General features: G+C 52.0%; 11 protein-coding genes. All 11 read right to left on the bottom strand.

The features are described from left to right. Positions 1 to 130: 130 nt before the first annotated feature. The 11 genes from ABD852_RS14000 to ABD852_RS13950 all read right to left on the bottom strand — a co-directional run bounded on the left by ABD852_RS14000 (position 131) and on the right by ABD852_RS13950 (position 19,447). Positions 131 to 1,108 carry a FecR family protein gene (locus ABD852_RS14000; RefSeq protein WP_345029900.1) on the bottom strand — a complete coding sequence of 326 codons (978 nt, stop codon included), beginning with the start codon at positions 1,106 to 1,108 and terminating at the stop codon, positions 131 to 133. Between the two features lie 117 nt (positions 1,109 to 1,225). Beyond that, on the bottom strand, positions 1,226 to 3,025 hold the full coding sequence (locus tag ABD852_RS13995; protein ID WP_345029899.1) for a hypothetical protein: 1,800 nt from the start codon (positions 3,023 to 3,025) through the stop codon (positions 1,226 to 1,228). Beyond that, on the bottom strand, positions 3,015 to 4,748 hold the full coding sequence (locus ABD852_RS13990; protein WP_345029898.1) for a hypothetical protein: 1,734 nt from the start codon (positions 4,746 to 4,748) through the stop codon (positions 3,015 to 3,017). The genes ABD852_RS13995 and ABD852_RS13990 overlap by 11 nt, the downstream gene beginning before the upstream one ends. A 10-nt stretch (positions 4,749 to 4,758) precedes the next feature. Beyond that, on the bottom strand, positions 4,759 to 6,534 hold the full coding sequence (locus ABD852_RS13985; RefSeq protein WP_345029897.1) for a RagB/SusD family nutrient uptake outer membrane protein: 1,776 nt from the start codon (positions 6,532 to 6,534) through the stop codon (positions 4,759 to 4,761). An 82-nt stretch (positions 6,535 to 6,616) separates the two neighbouring features. Further along, positions 6,617 to 9,748 carry a SusC/RagA family TonB-linked outer membrane protein gene (locus tag ABD852_RS13980; protein WP_345029896.1) on the bottom strand — a complete coding sequence of 1,044 codons (3,132 nt, stop codon included), beginning with the start codon at positions 9,746 to 9,748 and terminating at the stop codon, positions 6,617 to 6,619. A 155-nt stretch (positions 9,749 to 9,903) separates the two neighbouring features. Continuing rightward, positions 9,904 to 11,799, bottom strand: coding sequence for a RagB/SusD family nutrient uptake outer membrane protein (locus ABD852_RS13975; protein ID WP_345029894.1), 1,896 nt, complete (start codon positions 11,797 to 11,799; stop codon positions 9,904 to 9,906). Between the two features lie 96 nt (positions 11,800 to 11,895). Next, complete coding sequence (locus ABD852_RS13970; RefSeq protein ID WP_345029891.1) at positions 11,896 to 15,387, bottom strand: TonB-dependent receptor; 3,492 nt, start codon at positions 15,385 to 15,387, stop codon at positions 11,896 to 11,898. Positions 15,388 to 15,569: 182 nt separating this feature from the next. After that, positions 15,570 to 16,622, bottom strand: coding sequence for a FecR family protein (locus ABD852_RS13965; RefSeq protein ID WP_345029890.1), 1,053 nt, complete (start codon positions 16,620 to 16,622; stop codon positions 15,570 to 15,572). A gap of 133 nt (positions 16,623 to 16,755) precedes the next feature. After that, on the bottom strand, positions 16,756 to 17,334 hold the full coding sequence (locus ABD852_RS13960) for an RNA polymerase sigma factor (protein WP_345029888.1): 579 nt from the start codon (positions 17,332 to 17,334) through the stop codon (positions 16,756 to 16,758). A 229-nt stretch (positions 17,335 to 17,563) separates the two neighbouring features. Continuing rightward, positions 17,564 to 18,121, bottom strand: a complete 558-nt coding sequence (locus ABD852_RS13955) for an RNA polymerase sigma factor (RefSeq protein WP_345029885.1) — start codon at positions 18,119 to 18,121, stop codon at positions 17,564 to 17,566. Positions 18,122 to 18,634: 513 nt separating this feature from the next. After that, complete coding sequence (locus ABD852_RS13950) at positions 18,635 to 19,447, bottom strand: metallophosphoesterase family protein (protein WP_345029883.1); 813 nt, start codon at positions 19,445 to 19,447, stop codon at positions 18,635 to 18,637. Between the last annotated feature and the right edge of the window lie 94 nt (positions 19,448 to 19,541).

The following is a 19,541-nucleotide window of genomic DNA, read 5'->3' as shown; positions in this document are numbered from 1 at the left end:
GTTGTTTAAAAAGTTTTGAAAGAGATTTTTTAACGGGACTCCTCATTGCTTACCAGGGCCGGAGGAGTTTTTTTATGGGCTAAGGTCCCCGATCGGATTTTTTCAGGTTCATAATAAAGGAATTAGGGGGCTAAGAACATTTATTGCCGTCGATCAGGACTACTCCTTCATTTATCGTATAACGGGCATTAAGGGTAATGGAGAGTGTCCGCATCACTTCTTCAAGCGTTTCGGTTCCCGAAAACCTTCCGGTAATCAGGCATTTCTGGAGTTCAGGGTGCTGAAACTTTATCTCTACTCCGTAGCGGGCGCCGAGATGGGTGGCCAGGTCGCCGAATGCCATTTCTTCAAATGCCATGTCCTGCTGGATCCATTCGATCAGTTCTTCCGACTCAACCGTCTGTTCACCTGATACGGTGGTTTTCTTATTGTACACGATCTGTTTATCCGGGGTCAGCACGGCGATGAGCTTGTTTTCATCTTCTACCCGCACTTTCCCGCGGTTAACGCTCACGATAATGTCTTTCTGGGAGGGCCAGGCTCTGATGTTGAAAGCGGTGCCGAGTACAGTAGTTTTGATTTTCCCGGTATGGATCACAAAAGGCCGGGAGGGGTCATGCCTGACGTCAAAGAAAGCTTCTCCGGTAAGGCGCACTGCGCGTTCCGATTGGTTGAAGTCTTCCATGATTTCAAGCTGGCTGCCGCGATGAAGTACAATGGTACTTCCGTCAGGTAGGGTCAGGAACCGGTTGATCGAATCCTTTTTTACGCGCGCCTGTTTAACCGGGGCAGCCGGCAGATAGCGTTTTTCGGGGTTGAGTTTTACCAGCCAGATTATACCGAGCAAGATCACGGCGAGTGCCGCTATCCTGTAATAGGGCTGGCTGTAAAAAGGCTTCCTGACGGGTTGAATCTCCTGCTTGATTCTTTTTTTCAGCCTGTCGCCGAGCTGCGTTATTTTAGACTCACCCATCAGCTCCGAAAGCTCCGGGGCATCTCCCAGTAACGCATAGTACTCCTCGAGCGCTTTTCGCTCCCGCTCGGTAGCACTTCCGTTCAGGTATTTGTCTACCAGCTTTTGGAATTCATTCCTGGTTTCCTCAGACATACATTTGTCGTTTCTTTATATAGACAGTATGTCATTCCGGAAAAAACTCCCAAGACTTAGGAAAAATTTTTTTATTTTTTTTGAAACCGGCTCCGGTGTTGCCGGAAATTCCCGGCGTTACTCGGTGAAAAAGAAGTTGAACCGGCCGAGCGGTGCAGCGTCGCCGCTCAGGTAGAAGTCCATGATATCACCCGGTTTCTGGAGGTTGTCCTGCCATTTGAATTCAAAATCCAGCCTGCCGTTATGCTCGATGAAATGCCTTGGAATTTTGATTTCCATGCGGTTGTCGTAGGTTTTGATCGCTACTTCCCCGGCCGGCTGCCAGTTCCAGGCGGCGGTGGTTTTTTCCAGGTAGGCTTTTTCTCCCGGTTTTTTCCGGTTGACGACCAGGTCGTAACCTTCCCAGCCGCTGTTTTTATCGCGGTCGGTATTGACAAACAACTGCATCCAATGTTCACCGGGTGCAGAAATCGGTTTTGCGGTTTCGGCGTAGAAATACACATATGCGGTATCCCTGGCGACTTTCATAGTAAACAGGTCGTTTCGTCCGGTCGTGTTCAGGTACCGGTAGCTACCCCAGCCGGGATGATCCCTGGGGCCCGTGTTTCCTTTGTAGGCCCGGTACTCCGGGCCCACGCTTTTCCAATCATCAAACTTCCCGTCTATTGCGATGGTGACCGGAGGGGAGGCCTTTTGAGGCGCGGGTGTACCCTTAAATCGCCGGATATTCGCTGCCAGCTGATAGTAGTAATTGTCGCCGTGCCCGCCCTTCATAGGTTCTATGTCGCGGCTGTGTTCCTGGTTAAACTGGTCGGGGAAAGCGTTGGTCTGCTGTTGCCACAGCTCGTACCGGCCCGCAATCCATTCGTTCCAGCCGGTGACAAAAATCAATTCCGGATCTATTTCTATACCTCTTTCCCATTGCTCCTGGAAATTATGGCCATAGTTGACGGCGCCTGGCTCTGTAATATGACCTTTTTTTGCGGTGTAGCTTCTTCCGAATGCTTTTGGGGCGTTCATGGCGGTCAGGCCACGCTCTGCACTCCAGTTTTGGGAGACGCCCACAGTTGCCTGCTCAAAGCCTCCTTTTTCATTGCTTACGAACCCGTGTTGCGGAAAGATCTCCAGCCAGCCCCAGTGATGAGGCTGCTCCGGGCCTTTGTTGTAAACGGGCTGGCCGGGCCGGAAAGTAAAGAAACCGGTTAGCTCGCGGGTGAGCACCGGCTCGGGGGCTTGCCCGGTGAGCGCTTTTGCAAAGTCGGGATGGCCCATCACAAAGGGCTTTCCTTTCCATATGAACCACAGGTCCTTGTAAAGGCCCGGTTTATAAAGGTCCCGGTAGATTTCCCGAAGTATTTCTTTCCCGCCATCGGATACCCAGAACGGCAGCATAAAGGCAATCCGGGGCGTTTTGACGCCATCTTTCCTTGCTTTTGACCATACCTCGCAGAGCTTCATGTACGACTCTTTCCAGGTGAGGTTGGCATTGGTACAATCGAAGAGAACCATGTCAACGCCGGCGTCTGCCAGCATTTCGGCATGTTTCCGGAGTACCCATTCGTCTGTATCCTGGTAGTACCCGAAAAGTGGCTCGCCCCAGAACCACGGGGTGTTCTCTTTCGGCCAGATGGGGTTCCGGTAATCTTCGATTGCTTTGGGGTTTCTCGCCAGGTATTCCGTGACGTTGAGCGGCGCATTTTTTCCGAAGCCGCTTTGCTGTGTATGCCAGGTCCAGTAGAAAATTCCAACAAATTTGTCTTTTTTCACCGGGCCCACCTGCTCATGGCCCGGCAGGGTGCGGCCTACGGCGTCGGTGGCTGTCACATTGGTGTGCCCGACAAAAGGTTGTCCGGTGAGTTTCGCTGTACAAAGCGTGAGGAGCAGGAGGGCTGCTCTGCCGATTTTTCTATTTTTCACAGGCTATAAAGTTAAATCTGCCGCCGGGTGCGGCGTCACCGTTGAGGTACCAGTCGAGCGGTTCTGTTTCATCCTGCATGTTGTCCGACCACTTGAATTCTAGGTTGACAGGAGCGTCCGGCTCGCCCAGTGAGTTCCTGGGAATGGTAATCATCATTTGATTACCTTCCGTTTTACAGGAAACTTTCCCGCTTTCCGTCCATTTCCCGTTCCGGAATTTCTGTAGCGTTTCCCCACCGGTTACCCTCAAGTCAAACCCTTTCCAGCCGGTTCTGTGACTGCGGTCGGTGTCCAGGTAAAGCACCATCCAATTGTTGCCATCCTGCTTCGAGACCGGTTTTACGGTGCTGATGTAGAAGTAGATGTTTTTCTGATCCCGGGCTACCTTTGCCCGGTGAAAGTCGTTTCTTCCGGTGGTGTTGACATAGGTTGTGGGCGGATCTACCGGTGCGCCCGGGTGGTGGCGGGGCGCGGTATCACCGGTATAGTCGGTGTATTCAGGAAAGACGCTGTCCCAGTCTTTCCATGAGCGAACGGTTTTTACCGGGCTCAGCACTGGGTTCGGAGCGACCCCTTTATATCTTCTGACGTTGTCCACGAGCTGCATATAATAGTGGTCCCGGAGTCCGGCAGTCAGCGTGGGTTCAATATCCCGGCTGTATTCGGGACTCGCCTGGTCACAAAACCAGGAATGTTCCGGGTTGGCGTCATGGCTGGGCCATTTGCCGGCGATCCATTCGTTCCACCCGGTTACAAAGACAAAGGGAACTTCCTGCCGGACTGCGAAATCCCATTGTTCCTGCACATTATAGCCATAGAAAATATCCTGTTCCGGGTTGCCTTTTGAACCGTTCCTGAAGCTGCGGCCCCAATTGTCCTGGTTGCCGTAGAAAGCCGATCCGCCCATGCCGGCGGTAGGGTTCGGATGCTGGGCAACCGATACGTTTACAATTTCCCGCTCTCCCTTGTGATTGGAATATACGTGTTGGGGCCTCTGGAATTCAATCCAGGGCCATCCGTTTATTTTGTGGCGCCCCTCATTGGGCCACTGTGTTTCGCGGTAGGAAAAGAAATGCTCGAATTCCCGCCCGGCCGATTCGGCTGTGACGCCAATAATCAGCGGTTTGCCATCGAGCAGGAACCAGGTTTCCGGATAGTAGTGCGGGGCTCCGGGTTTGTAAAACTGATTGTAGACCGTTTGCATGGTCGCCCCGGATGCCGTATTGGTATAGAAAACAATTTTCGGCGCTTTTTTACCTTGTTGATTCACCGCCATCATGGCCCTCATGAGCGCATCGGCCTGTTGCGGATAGGTCGGGCCGTTGGTGGCGTCAATTACGACAAGGTCTACGGCAGCGTCGGCTAGCAGCTGCATGTTCCTCAGGTGTACCCAGTAGTCGTCACCCTTGTAATACCCGTAAATCGGTTGGCCCCAGTAGTAGTAGCCCACTGTTTTGCCGTCGCCGCCCCAGGCCGGGTGGTCGAAGTCTTCGAACGCTTCCGGGTGCTTGGTCCAGATTTCATGCAGATCCCAGGATTTGGCCGGGGCCTGGTCCTGCCAGAGGAAATAGAACATTGCCACATGCCGGTTCTGCCGGGGCGCACCTACCCGGTCAGATTGCGGGAGTGTACGTCCCAGGTCGTCGGTACCGGCCAGTGTTTGGGCCGTTCCGCGAATGCCGGGAAACAGGCAAAAGGCGATGAAAATGAGATTTCTGATCATACTTTGCAGGTTATTCTATCCAGCCCGGGTTCTGCCAGTTGGCGCCGGTCAGCGACAACATTTTGTTTACTTCCAGCGGGTCAATCGGGTAGAGAAGGAAACGGTCTGAGGAGCAATCCCGGTTGGCAAATTTAAACCGGGTATAGGTCAGGTTGTTTCCCTGTTTGGTGATGCGCATCCCGGTAACGAATTCATCCGTCTGGTTCAGGATTTTCCACCTGCGAACGTCGAAGTACCGATGCGTTTCAAAGGCCAGCTCAATGCGCCGTTCGTTACGGTAGCGTTTTTCAAAGGCTTCTTTGCTCAGGCCGGCGGGTAGGGCAGGCATTTTTGCACGCGCCCTGACCGCATTGACTGCCTGGCGGGCCGTCATGGAAAAGCCCGTAGCGGAAACAGCGATATCGGGACCGGCCGACTGGTAAGCCGTCTCGGCAAAGTTGAGGTACAGCTCCGCCAGCCGGAACAGGCGGATGGCGCCGTCGCCTTCATTGTTCTGCCCCGACTGCCAGTTGTTGAACTTGCGCAGGTAGTAGCCGGTACGCGTATTTTTCGGGTTGGAACTGGAAATTTCTTCCCGCCCACCCACAAAGGTTTCTACCTTCTGGCCGTTGGGCTGGTTCAAAAAACGGACCGAGCCATTGTAGTAAATAGACGCGTAAAAGCGGGGATCTCTTCCGGTATACGGGTCTTTCTCATCGTACCCCGATGCCGTATTGACGATGGGGACGGTCCTGTTGGCATCGGAATAGCCGAGGATGGGAGGCTGCCCGTTGGCCATTTCGTAAGCGTCAACCAAATCCTGGGTAGGCGTAGGGCCCGCGCGGTTCATGCCGGTGTTGGACGGCAGACCTGCCCACTGCCATACGCGCATCTGACTTCCTACCTGGAGAATTGTTTCCTTGTCATTGGTCCGCTGGTCATTTGAATTCGTAAAGAAGTACAGACCGTAGGCATTGTGGGCGGCGTTGGCCGCGGGCTCAATGGCGAAAAGCCTGTAATCGTTAGCCAGGCATTGTCCCAACGCTTCGGCGTTGATCTGGGTAGCCTGTTCCATGGTGAAGGTGCCGTCCGACCAGAGTGGACTGACCGCGTATGTGATTGCCTCCGATTTAATGGCATAAGCGGCGGCCCGTGTCATGATGCCGAATTGGTTTTCATAGACATCCCAGGAAAAACCGTCGCGGCCGCTTTCAAAACTGAGCGCTTTATCACAGTCCTCCAGGATAAACTTCACCACCTCCGAAAATGTTGCGCGTTTAACCGCTGCGAAGTCCGTGTTGAGTTCAAATGGCTTATCGAAAACAGGAACCCCGCCGTACCTTTTGATCAGTTGGAGGTAATACAGAGCGCGCAATGCATGTACCTGTGCGGTCCACGATTTTTTTTCTGCTTCGGTAGCGTAGGCAGTGGCGGTCGGGATTTCCGCCAGGAAGATATTACACTTCCGTATGCCCGCATAAAGACCCGACCAGGGGCTGCCGTCCTGCGAAATTTGCGCGTAGTTGAAAGCCGTGACATTGCCGCCGTACCAGGCGGCGTAATCTGATCCGGCCGTATTGTCGTCCGAGTCCTGGGCCTCGTCCGTGAAAGACGCCCGGTCCATGTAGGGAGCCGGCACGTAGCCATAGCAGGAACTTACCCAACCCCTGATCCGGTTGTAGTCGCTGAATACGTCTTTCATGGAAATACGCCCGTCGGAGGGAAGCTCCATGGCTTCGTTGCACGAAACAAGCATTCCGGCAAGAAGGGCTGCATAGCAGCACATTTTGTATTTTGAGAATTTCATGGGGATATTAGGTTTGAGCCTTGAGATTTGAGCGGTGAGGTGCAGACCGTTGCTGATATCTCGGGGCTAATTCGTCATGCTGCTAGAAGGTTAAGGTGAGCCCCAGATTGTACACGCGGTAAACGGGGATGCCCGTGAAGCCGCCTCCTTCAGATCCGAAATCGTCGGTTTTCATCTTGTCCCAGGTAAGGAGGTTCTGGCCGCTCAGCAGGAGTCTCACTTTGTCCGCCCGGATTACGCGGCTGATCCTGCCGGGCAGGGTGTATCCTATTTCCATGTTTTTCAGCCGGAGATAAGCCAGGTTGTAAAGAAAGAAGTCTGACCCGACATGGTTGACAGTCCTGACCGTGGATAAGGACGGATATTTGATGGTTTCTCCGGCGGCGTACCTCTCCGGGGTCCAGGCGTATTGGTGGAGCGTTCCGTAAATGCCGTCGCCTTCCGTCTCGTAAATACCCGGTCCGGAAAGGATCTGGCTGAGTTGGCCGATGCCCTGAAACAGGAAATTGACGTCAAAGGACCTGTAGCGGAAAGCGCCGTTTACCCCATAAGTGAAGTTGGCAAAGCCACCGTTACCCAGGGGAACCTGGTCTTTTTCATCAAGCATACCGTCATTGTTTTTGTCCACATAACGGAGGTCGCCGAGCCTGGGAGTACCCATGGTATAGTCAACGGTATTGGCGGCAAGCTCTGCTTCCGTATTGAAAAAGCCGTTTCCATTGGAATAATCAACCTGGTAGCCGAATTGTTGCGCCACGGGAAGTCCTTCCACAACCAGCGGATATACATAGTCGTCTGCCCGCCTGGCTTCGTTGATTGAAATCACTTTATTATGGTTTTTGGCTACATACCCGTTCAGAGAGAAGGAGAAATCCCTCCCAAACAGCTGCGAATATCCCGCAGACACCTCTACTCCTTTATTTTCGAATATCCCGGAGTTGCTTTGCGGGTAATAATTTAGTGGAATACCCTGAAAAGCAGGTATTGTCGCAATCGCGCTCACAACCATGTTGTCCATTCGCTCCCTGTATGCGTCGACCGACACCGTAAACCGGTTGAATAGCCCGAGGTCGATGCCGAAGTTTTGCATTTTTACCTTTTCTGCCGTCAGGAAGGGATTGCCGATGGCATTTTCATTTACCGTATAGCCCAGGTAAGGGACCCTTCCGCCCCCGCCTACGGTGATGTTGTCCAGGTAGCTGTAGCGCGGCAACCCGCTACGGTCGGTGGCTGTTATGCCGTAAGATCCCCTGAATTTGAGATAGGTCAGCCAAGCGGAAGATTTGAGAAAAGCCTCGTTGGACGCCACCCACGCCACACCAATGGAAGGGGTGTTGGTAAAGCGCTCCTGTTTGGCGTATTGTTCGGAGCCGGACCGACCGATGTTGGCCTGGAGAAAGTACCTGTCGTCATATCCGTATGAAACATCGGCCCCGAGATGTAACCGCGTATAAGGCAGGATGTTCCCTCCGCCGGTTACGTCGCTTTTTGTGAGGTTCTGGAAGAAAAAATATCCCATCCCGGTGACACTGTGCTTTCCGAATTTCCGCGCGTATTCGAGGGAGGCTTTGTACGAAATGTGAAAGTAATAGGAGGCGCTCTTGGAATAGGAGAGAGGCGTGTTTTGCTCAGATCCTTTGCGCTGGAATATCAGTTCGTCGCGGTTGCTGGTGCGCACATACCGTTCAAAATTCTGCCCGGTTTTGAGATGCCCCACAGAATTGGTCTGGAAGGCGAATGTGCCGTTCAAGGTCAGTCCTTTCGCAATGAAATCGAGGTCCTGGTTGAGTCCGAACTGCGCGTTGATGTTGGTTACGGTATGGCGGAAGTAGCCGCTTCTGTTTAAAATTCCGAAGGTAGGGTAGTCCAGGCGGTCTGTAGTAACTACCTGTTCGCTTGATCCCGTAGGCAGACCCGTGTCGGGATTCAGTTCCACGGGAGTTAAAGGACCGTTCAGCGTAGGTGGCAACGTAGCAATGCTGTTGTAGACAAAATCGACGGCGTAACCGGGAGTCCGTTCGCGTTTGACATTGCCGCTCAGCCTGACAAAACCGTTGAGACGCCGTGCCAGGCGCATATCGACATTCGAACGGAAGTTAACCCATATGTTGTTCGCATTGGGATTGTATCGATCCTGTTCGGTTTTAAACACGCCATCCTGGTGCATGAAATTTACGTTGGAGAAAAACTGCACCCGGTCGTTGCCTCCGCTGAAGTTCATGCTTGCCCTTTCCATGGCGGTCCATGGGCGAATGAATCGTTTGTGCCAGTTTTGGTCCGGGTAAAGTACAGGGTCGCTCCCGTTTTTGAATCCTTCTACCTGTTTTTCCGAATACCAGAAATAGTCACCGTTTCCGTCGTTGGCCGCAGCCTGGTTGCGCATAACTGCATAATCATAGGAGCTGTACCGGATGGGGCTGGTGGTGGCCTGCTGAAAGGATTTGTCCAGTCTTCCCGAAATCTGAAGTCCGCCTTTAACGCCGCGTTTTGTTTTGATCACGAGCAAACCGTTTGCGCCCAGAATGCCATGCAGGGAGAGGCCGGTAGCGTCTTTGATGTAGGTGACCGACTCAATTTCAGTAGGGTTAATGTACTCGAGCGTCTGACCTACGTTGTAGGAAACGAGTATCCCGTCGATCAGGGCGAGGGGGCCGTTCGCTCTCAGCGAGTTGGCCCCTCTCGACCACAGTTGCGTAGTAGCGCGCGATAGTTCTGAATAGTTTTCCCTGCTGACCAGCCCCGGGAGGCGCCCGGGCAGGGTTTGGGTTAAGTTAGCGACCGGTGCTCTTTCGAGCTCGTCTCCGTAAACGACCGATATCGCTCCGGTTATAGAATTTCTTGGGCGGCTGAAATAGCCCATTTCTACTATTTCATCACGTCGGTTTATATCCGTTTCGAGGGTTATCGAAAGGGGTGTGTCGTCGCCCTCTGAGACAGGGACCGTGACCGTCCGGTACCCCGGTGACCGGAAGGTCAAGCCGGTTGTCCCGGGCGTGAAAGCAAGAGAAAATTCTCCCTTCATGTTGGTAACTACCTCGTGGTTGCCGTCTGATGTGGTCACTTTTATGCCGGATAGCTGGTTTTGCACCGCATTGACGACAACGCCGCGTATGAGGCGTGGGGCATCTTTTTCCTGGCTTTCCTGGGCCCATACGGAGCCGGCAACCCAGGTGACCAGGAAGGATAACAGAAGCCTGATTTTTATATTTTTCATTGGATGAAAGGTTTGAGGTGTGAGTTTTGAGGGGTGAGCTTTGAACCTTGAGCTTTGAGCCTTGAGGTGTGAGGTTTGAGTCGTGAGTGTTTGCAGATGGCTCACCCCTCACCCCTCATACCTCATACCTCACCCCTATTAACAATTAGCCGCTTTTACCAGCCCGGACTTTGCCAGTTTTTCCCTGTAATAGAAGAGAGTCTGCTGGCTTCGGCAAGAGGAACGGGGATCCACAAAAACCGGTTGGTATAGCATTTCCTGTCTTCTGTACGGACGGGCCTTCTTTTGTACTGAAAAGTTCCGTTGGCGTTTCGGGTAATTTCCATCGCTGTAACCCAGCGATCGGTTGCAGACAGGTCCCCTTCCGGCATTGACCAACGCCTGACGTCAAAATACCGGTTTTCTTCCAACGCAAGTTCTATCCTTCTTTCGTTTCTTACCCGGAGTATGAGATCTTTCTGCGTGAGGCCGGCGGGGAGATCCGGCATTTTGACCCGGCTACGGATTTCGTTGACCGCAGCCCGGGCCTCTTCCAGGTGCCCGGCTTCGGCTGCCGCTTCCGCAAAATTCAGGATTACCTCGCCTAACCGGAAGAGTTTCCAGTTTGCGCCGGCCACCGCGTTGTTGTCGCCTGCAGTCGGATGAAGAAATTTACGCTCGTAATAGCCGGTCCTGGTGGCTGATCTTACGGTGCCGTGCAGGCCGGTTCTGGGTTCGCCCGCCCAGGTGGCGATCACCCGCGTTCGGAAGCCCTGGGGAGCGGGGTAGTTTTCAACCGATGCCGGCTCTTCGGCAAAGGACCACCAGGCATAACGCCTGGAACCGTTGTAGTAGATGGAGGCGTAAAAGCGGGGATCCCTGTTCTTGTAGGGCTGCTGCGGGTCATATAATTTATTGGCGGTGTTGTAATTGGGTTGGGTGTGCTGGGCATCCAGGTAGGGAGTTTCCAGGTTGAGAACGGGCTGCCCGTCACTGGTTTCGTAGGCATCCACCAATTCCTGGCTCGGACACGTACCGGTTTTGTAACCTACCTGGGACCCGATCCCATCAATATGCCAGATGTTGCCCTGGTCGTCTTTGCTTTGGAAAATCGTTTCGGTATCAACCGGGTTGGAACTGTAGTCCATAGGCCGGGTGAAATACTCGTTGTAGACCGCGGCGTAGTAGTTGTTATCCTCCCCGAAGAAAGAGCGGTCTGACTGGTAAGTCTGGGGGACCGCTACTTTCCTGTAAAGCGCGTATCCCTGCGCCCGGAGGGATTCAAGAGCCGCCTTGTTGACCTGGTAAGCTTCCTCCCAAAGGTTCTGGCCCCCGTTGTTGAGCGGACTGGCGGCGAACAGGATCATTTTTGACCTGATCGCCTCTGCCATTGATTTGTTGAAACGTCCGGCTTCACCGGGGGTGGTAATGCGCCACGGCAACTCTTCGGTAGAGAGCGCGATTCCACAATCTTCCATGATGAATTTTACCACTTCGTAGTAGGAAGCCTTCTCCAGCGTAGTGAAGTCGTCCGTAAAATTGAAAGGTTCGCGCATGATCGGCAGTACGGGCCCGAACCATTTCAACATTTCATGATAGTAATAGGCGCGCAGCAAATGGGCTTCGGCTTTCCATCGGGCCCGGTCCCTTTCGTTGGTGACCGTTGCCGTTCCGATGTTTTTGATAAACAGTGAAGTATTGCGGATCCCCTGCCAGTAACGGTTCCAGTAGTCCCCGTTGCCGTCACTGTCCCAGCTCAGTACCGGGTGATCACCGGCGGAAGTATTGCCGTTGTACATCCGGCCTGACATAATCCAGGATTCGGCTTCGGCATCCGTGTCCCAGGCTTCGTCGCTCCACATGACCGGCCCTCGGCTCCAGAAGAAATACCGTGTGCCTTTTAAGGGAATAAAGTTGTAGCACGAGTTGAGGAAGGCGGCCGTGCGATCGTTGTTTCTGAATACTTCTTCAAGACTGATTCTGCCGTCGGGAGCTATATCCAGTGCTTGGTTGCATGATCCCAGGGTGAACGCGAAACATGTCGCGAGGGCCCATTTTCTTATTGATCTCATGTGAATAAAAGTTTTGGGCAATGAGCGGTGAGATGTGAGCCGCGGCGTGTAGCTTAGGGCTAATAACTCTCCGCTCATGGCTATCTATCGCCGGGATTAAAAGGTCAGGTTAACGCCTAAATTCATCGTCCTGGTTACCGGGTAACCTATTGAATTGGTGTTTTCCGGATCCAGGTGGTCCATTTTTAGTTTGTTCCAGGTAAACAGATTCTGGCCGCTCAGATATAGCCGCATGTCTTTTACCCCGATGCCGTCCAGGAGCTTTCTTGGCAGCTCGTAGCTGACTTCCGCATTGCGGATACGGGTAAAGGCTTTGTTCATCACAAAAAAATCGTTAGCCCGATGGTTGGTGTTCTGAAGGGTGCTGAGGGCGGGGTAGGTGATTTCCTCACCGGCAGCATACCGTTCGGGGGTCCAGGCGGTGCGGTGATAGCCGAAGTAGGTTCCCCGGATTATATTTTCCCACACTCCCTGGTTGCCATAGGTTTGTGAATACCTTCCAAGGCCCTGGAAGAAGGCCATCAGGCCAAAGCCTTTGTAGTTGAGGCTGAGCGTGAGACCGTAAATGACGCCGGGGATACGGCTCCAGCCGATTCGCTGAACATCCTTGTCATCTACCGTTCCGTCCTGGTTCAGATCTTTGTATATGAAGTCGCCGAGACGTGGCGTACCAAAGGCATATTTGGTCGTTTTGAGGTAAGTGTCAAGTTCCTCCTGGGTGTTGAAATACCCGTTTCCGTTGCTGTAGTCAATCCTGTAGCCGAAGTTGGTAGCCATAGGTAGCCCGGTTGACAGATAAGGCTCGATATAGCTGCCGTCGCGCTTCGGTTCATCCGCATAAATCACCTTGTTCCGGTTCATACCGAAATTTCCGCGGGCAGTAAAGGTGAAGTCGGAACCGATCGCCTTGTTATAGGTCAGCTCCAGTTCAAAGCCCTTGTTGTCCACCTTTCCCATGTTGACGCGGGGCAGGTTCGAGATGGGCACGCCCTGTAAGGCGGGGACCAATCCGCGTGCGATAAGGATTTGGCTTCTGCGCTCGGTGAAATAATCGAAGGTGAGCGACAGGTTCCTGAACAATTCCACGTCAATTCCAAGGTTCTTTTTTTCTGCTACTTCCCAGGTAATATTCGGGTTGCCGAGCAGTCCCTGGTCGATCCCCTGACCCATTCCGAGGCTGCCGAGGGGGCCGCCGCCGACTGTAATATTGTCGAGGTAAAGAAAGCGGGTGCCCACCATCCGGTCGTTTCCTACTTTCCCGAAAGAGGCGCGGAATTTCAGGTTTGTCAACCACTGAGACGATTTCAGAAAGGCTTCATTTGACGCCACCCAACCTATAGATGCGGCGGGGAAAAAGCCGAACCGTTTAGCCGGAGAGAACTGTTCCGATCCGTTATAACCCATGTTGAACTCTGCCAGGTACCGGTTGTCATAAGCATAGGTGAAGCGGCCGGCCACCCCCAATACGTTAAATGGAATTTCGCCGAGGGTACTCTCCCAGTTGTCGCGCTGGCCGAGGAACATAACAGTGAGATCGTGTTTTTCATCGAAAGTCCTGGCGTAGTTGATGGTCCCCTGGATGTTGATATTGTACCTGGAATCTGCGCCTTTAACCAGGCTGATGAGCCGCTCATCCGGCCGTTTGGTGGCATAAGTGAAGGTGTTGTTGGCGATGTCCAGGTTGGTCAGGAACAGGCGTTCTGTTTTTTCTGCCTGCATCGCGGTGGTAGAGATGGCATCGTACGACACCATTCCTTTGACCGACAGGCCGGGGGTTACGAACTGGCCGAGGTCGAGCTCCATGCCGAATGTAGAATTGAGGTTGGAGCGGACTTCGTTCCGGTAGCCGAACCTGTTCATAATTTCGAAAGCCGACCGGTCCATATAGCCCGGGTCCACGATTTGGCCGGGGGCCACGCCAAATCCTTCAATGGTGACGGGGCCCGGCGTGATGGGGAGAATCGTTTGCGCCTGGTAGAAAAGGTCGCTCATCATCCAGTTGGTATCACCTCCTCCGTACAACCACGCGGCAGGCATATTCACTTTTTCAATATAAGCCCCTATGTTCAGGAATGACTTCAGGAAGGACGTCATCTTGTAATCGAGGTTGGACCGGAAACTATAGCGGTCCATCCACGACGACGGGTCGTAGCCGAGTGTCGACTTGGGTTCGGTTTTTAGATTTCCTCCCTGGTGAAGGTAGGTGCCGTTTATGAAATAGCCGATCTTGTCGGTTCCTCCGCTCGCACCTACGTTGATGCGCGTCTGAGGGGAGTAACGCTTGAAAAGCTCCCTGTAATAGTCATGATCCGGGTACATGTATTCGCGAATCCGCTTCTGTTCCGCGTAGTCAGGGGCATTCGGATCGAGTCCCGCCAACGGATTGCGGTATTTTTCTATGACGTCCTCCGTGTACAGGATCGGGAGCTTGTCATTGGCCAGCGCCTGGTTTCGCAGCGCCATGTAATCTACCGAATGAAGGCGCTCCGGCTCTTTGGTAAAGCTGCTGAAGGTCTGTTCTGCCGTTACATTGAAGGAAGTCTTGCCGTTTGTCCCCCGTTTCGTCGTGATGATGATGACACCGTTTGCTCCCCGCACCCCGAACACAGCTGTAGCAGAGGCGTCTTTCAAAACAGAGATGGATTCAACCTCGTTCGGGTCTATCGTCCTGATGTTCTCGCGGGGTACACCGTCGATCAGGATCAGGGGTGCGGTTGTGTTCAAGGTTGCTGCTCCGCGGAGGTACATAATGGCGTCATCCCGGCCGGGTTGACCGCCGCCGGATTGCAGCGAGGTTAGTCCCGGAAGCTTACCGGCAAGGGCTACTGCCAGGCTTGCCGAACTGGTTTGTTTGATTTCATCCGAAGACACCACCGATACAGCCCCGGTTACGGACACCTTCTTTTGTTGTCCGAAACCGACCACGATCACTTCCTCCAGGTTTTTGGGATCTTCTTTCATTACCACGGTAATGCTGCTACGCGATCCGACTATGATTTCCTGGCTCACAAAACCCACAAAAGAGAGTATCAGGACCGAAGCAGGGTCTTCTACATCGATTTGAAATCGGCCTTCAATGTCGGTACTGGTGCCGCGCTGCGTACCTTTAACCATAATGTTTACGCCTGGCAGGGGTTCTCCCTTTTCATCGGTTACGGTTCCTGAGACCTGCCGACCGGGCAGAGGCATGCGGGTTTCACCGCGTTGCAGGTCAGGCATTTCATCCGGCCTGGCCGGGGTAAGCAGGATGCGCCCCGATACTTCACTGAACTCGATTTGCAGCGGTTTCAGAAGTTGCGCCAGTGCTTCTCCCAGGGTTTGACCGGTCACGCTAATACTCACCCTGCGCCGGGTATCGATGTTTTTTTCGCTGTAGGCAAACTTGACTTTGGCTTGTTCCTCAATTTGCCGGAGAACCTGTCGCAGCTCCAGTTTTTCAGCCTTAAGTGTTACATTCCGGTCCAGGACGCGCTGGTTAAGCTGGCCGATCGCGACGGACGACTTCGTTGAGAACAGAACCAAAAGCACTGCCAACAGGGCCAGTTTTGCAGCAAAATGCTTGTACGGGCTTTTTCCTAACTGTTGCATGTTGAGAATAATTTGTTCATAACAAATGAATAGTAGTTTGTGAAGCTAAGGCGCGAATTCGCCGCGTTTCACAATCTCCCGGATAAACAGGTGATGTTAAGATTAGTTGAAGGTCGTTAATGATGCGGTTTGAAACAGTGGTTTAGTTGGTTCAGATCATAGGCTTTTTGAAGTTTTGGCCGCTAATCGCAGCTTTTTCCGTACAGAACATATTGATTGCCAATTATATCGTAGTCGACTGATTGGATGGATTTGCAGATAACTCCGAGAGCTTCCCCAAGTGTGAGGTTGCTAACGTCACCTGTAAACGTACAAAATTGAAGTTTCGGGTTGGCCAATACTATTTCAGCGCCGTATTCGCCTTCCAGGACCGTTCTGATATGTGCAAGCGTTTCGTTTTGGAAATTGATGGTTAAGAGATGGTCCGGCCTTTCGTTTTCGTTTAAAGGTTTTTTCGCAGGCGATGGCTGAAGAAGGTCGCCGCGTTCTTCAAAATAGGTTGCTTTCTGGCTGGGTTTTAATATAATTCCCTCTTTGTTTCCACGGATGATTTTTTTCTCCCTGAGGCGAACGCTGCCGGTCACTACCTCCACCTCCTGTGTTCTGAGGGCTTCATTGCTTTTTATCCAGAAACTGGTGCCGAGCACCTGTGTAACAAGATTGCCATGGTAGACGAAAAAGGGGTGGGACACATCGCGTGTAATTTCGAAGAACGCGTTCCCTTGCAGGGTGACTTCCCGGCTTTGGTCTTCAAACGGGTCCCGGTAGGTAATGCTGCTTCCCGGCAGCAGTGTAATTTTACTATGGTCAGGCAGAAGAATGTTCATAGGGCTTTCGCCTTTATTTTCCCTTGTAACTGCATGCCAGGAACCATGCCGGATGCGGTTCTCCCAGCTGGAAATCCAGGAGGTCGATTCCCGGCCTTTCTTCTCAGTACTCAGGAAAAAGTAGAAGCCGGCCGAGAGGAAGATCAGTACTATGGCTGCCCGGGTAAGATATCCGGCGGCTGCACCAAGGCGCCGTACAGGGCGGGGTAACCCGGTTGCTTCAGCAAGTTTTGTATCTATGGAATGCTTCAGCCGGATTTTCAGCTCCGCCTTTTCGTCTTCCGAGATCTCGGGCGCAGACGTCTCGTTAAGCTCGGAAAGCCAGAGATTAATTCTTCTTATCTCGTCTTCCGAACAGAGGCCTGCCCTGTAACGCCACAAAAGATTTTCGAATTCAGATTTTTCCATTTTCGGGAACTATCGCCTGCACGGCCCGGGACTGTACGTTTTCCGGCGCGGCTACTAACAAGCCGTATAACCTTGCAAAATCCCCAGGGCAAGGCACTAGAAAATGGGAAAGTTTATGTGAAGAAGCACTTTTTTATAGAAGATTATTTATAAAATCCAATATAATGACGGCGCTGCCCGTCGTGTGCTCGCGCAGTGTAGTTTTGATGTAACGCGTGGCCCGACCCAGGTGATATTCCACGGTTTTCTCGGAGATGGATAAGTGTTTCGCAATTTTTGATACCGGCCAATGCTCCATCCTGCTCAGGTGAAATACTTCGCGGGTTTTATCGGGAAGCTGCAATACCGCCTGGTTAAAGTTGCTGAGCAGGTCGTTGTAGTGAACCATGTCTTCGGTTGAAAGCGCTGCATAGGGACGAAAAGACTCGCAGTATTTCTGGTAACCCTCTTTCTGTATGCTTTTCCGTATATGATCGACTACTTCGAAACGTACGCTGGAAAAGAGGTAGGCGCTGAAGTTGATTACTTCAAGTTTGGTACGATCTTTCCACAGCCTGGTAAAGATTTCCTGCACAATTTCCTCCGCTACTTCTTTGATTTCAGTTTTACGGTAGGCAAACAGGAAAAGCGGATACCAGTACTCATTGTAGATCTCTGTAAAAGTCGACTGGCATCCGTTTTTCAAATTGGTCAGCCATTCGTGGTCTCGCACCTGATTTGGTAGTAATTCCCCCACTTTCAATCGATTTGGTAGTGAACACGATATTTTGCCCCTTATTCATTCCGGTAATGAGAAGGCGATTCCAGCTTGTATAGAGTTGGCTTGTATTGTCCTAATTAATCTTGGATTTGGTAAATTTTTCTAAATATATTCCGGCTTTTTCGCCGATCTGTCATGTTCCATGCTGTATGGGAAATGGAAACATGGAACAAGCACCTTTTCAGAACAGCATCAACAGCTTCGATACAGCCGTTCTAAGGCTATCCTGTCCGTTAATGAGCTGATTTTGCACGGTCTTTTGGGTAATATGAAGCTGGTCGGCGATTTCTTTGGTAGAAAGCTGTTCAAGCAGGCGGAGGCGGAAAATTTCTCTCCGTTTTTCCGGTTGACTGTTGAGCCACCGCAGGATACCGGTGTGCAGTTCTTCGAGAAAAAAGGAACTATCGGCTTTATCCGTGCTGACGCCCATGTATTCCAACGGTTCTTCGAAAGCAGGCAGTCGCTTTAGTTTGCGGTAATAGGCAAATACCTGGTAGCGGACAGCAGTAAGCAAATAGGGGTAGAGCTCTTCAATTTCCCGGTTTCTCCGGTTGGACCAGAGGTCGATAAAAATATCCTGCACTACTTCCTCTGCATAATCAATTTCGCCGAGGCGTTTCAATGCTTCATTGTAAAGCACCCGCCAATACCGGCGATAAATCTCGTCGAATGCCTCCTCCACTCCCTGCCGGAGCGAGGTAGTCAACTGTAGATCGGTATGGTTTTCAAACTCAGCCATGCTTACAGAATGCGGCAACGACACAGGCGCAACCAGTCTGTAGTTCTGTGTAGCGCTTACTCGGGGCTTGCGGTGTTCCGCGTCCGCAAATCGGTGAAAACTTGGCTACTTTTACGAACAAACTGAGTTGGGTCGGGGTACGGTCGGTTATTCTCGCAAAGATATTCATAAACTTATCACATACCGGTATAAAAGCAGGTGAATGTCATGCCAAAATTTGCGCACCGGATCTTATAACATAAAATAAAAGGCCGGATGAAAAGAAAAACATCCGGCCTCACGTAATGTGTAATGGTAAGGTTCAGGTCATAGGCTCAGGAATTCGTTTGAGGGGTAGTTGACATAGCTGCGATTATAGCAGTTGAGGTTTAGATGTTACTATTGTAAAAGTAATAAAAAAACACAGCATCTGTCAATACATATCGCTTTTTTCTTTTTTCGGGGCGGCTATACCGGCATGATGCGATCCAGACGGGATCACTTTTCCGGCGCCTTCAGCTTCCCCATTCCCTGCTATTTCCCTTCAAATGAGTTGATTTTGGGGTCCGCCGACGCATTAAACTGGTAAGAAGACCAGGTGCCGTCTTCCGCTACTTCTACTACGCGGTAGCCTTTATAGGTGGTGCCCCAGCTGCCACCGAAATGAGCGTCGAAGAAATAGGGCTTCCCGCCTTCGGTCTTGACGGAGTCCTGGTCGTGGTCGTGCCCGTGAAAAATGGCTTTAAGATTAGGCGTAGCGGCAAACAGCTCCCGCAATTCCTTGCAATCAACGCCGTGTGTCGTCCACCTGGCGGGAGTTATGTGCATGAACACAAAAATTCCTTTTTCATCTTCATATTTCTTAAGCTCCTGCTTCACCCAGTCGATATCCGGACAAAGGTACTTCCCGGCTTCGTTGGAAGTGTCCAGCAGGAGGAAGGCATGCCGGGCCCAGGTAAAACTGTGGTTGGTAGGGTATCCCCAGGTGCTCTTCCATACATCCAGCGCCACTTTATCATGGTTCCCCCGGGTTACATAATAGGGAACAAGCAGAGGTTTGAGAGACGTTTTGAAGTCATACAGCAAGGTGGGGTCGTCATGAATGAGATCCCCGTTCAGAATAACGAAGTCCAGCCCTTTCTGAAATTTTTCCTGGTTGATCCAGTTGACAAAAGTTTTGTGATTTTGTTCAAAAGGAGTGTTGGGCTGGCCGAAGTGACCGTCGGAGGCTACGATAAACCGGATAAGCGGCTTCGGAGCAAAGTTTAGGGTGGTACCCGACCCGGCCACCAGGAGCGGTGCAGCCGTTTTAAGCCATTTACGGCGTGAAATGTTAAGGGATGTCATAAAAGTACGCTGAATTTGCTCTTTCCGCTGTTTGAATACATCTATATTTGTTTACGCAAAATAGTTAAAATCCGGCCCATTTCTACCGGGACGA

The organism is Ravibacter arvi (genome assembly GCF_039540405.1).
Classification (GTDB): domain Bacteria; phylum Bacteroidota; class Bacteroidia; order Cytophagales; family Spirosomataceae; genus Ravibacter; species Ravibacter arvi.
The sequence above is the reverse complement of the archived record's forward strand: the minus strand, read 5'-3'. Positions and strand labels throughout refer to the sequence as shown.

Bases quoted from the DNA above. Each gene is read 5' to 3' on its own strand.
- ABD852_RS14000 (WP_345029900.1), bottom strand. From the start codon at position 1,108: ATGTCTGAGGAAACCAGGAATGAATTCCAAAAGCTGGTAGACAAATAC.
- ABD852_RS13990 (WP_345029898.1), bottom strand. From the start codon at position 4,748: ATGATCAGAAATCTCATTTTCATCGCCTTTTGCCTGTTTCCCGGCATT.
- ABD852_RS13985 (WP_345029897.1), bottom strand. From the start codon at position 6,534: ATGAAATTCTCAAAATACAAAATGTGCTGCTATGCAGCCCTTCTTGCC.
- ABD852_RS13980 (WP_345029896.1), bottom strand. From the start codon at position 9,748: ATGAAAAATATAAAAATCAGGCTTCTGTTATCCTTCCTGGTCACCTGG.
- ABD852_RS13975 (WP_345029894.1), bottom strand. From the start codon at position 11,799: ATGAGATCAATAAGAAAATGGGCCCTCGCGACATGTTTCGCGTTCACC.
- ABD852_RS13970 (WP_345029891.1), bottom strand. From the start codon at position 15,387: ATGCAACAGTTAGGAAAAAGCCCGTACAAGCATTTTGCTGCAAAACTG.
- ABD852_RS13965 (WP_345029890.1), bottom strand. From the start codon at position 16,622: ATGGAAAAATCTGAATTCGAAAATCTTTTGTGGCGTTACAGGGCAGGC.
- ABD852_RS13955 (WP_345029885.1), bottom strand. From the start codon at position 18,121: ATGGCTGAGTTTGAAAACCATACCGATCTACAGTTGACTACCTCGCTC.
- ABD852_RS13950 (WP_345029883.1), bottom strand. From the start codon at position 19,447: ATGACATCCCTTAACATTTCACGCCGTAAATGGCTTAAAACGGCTGCA.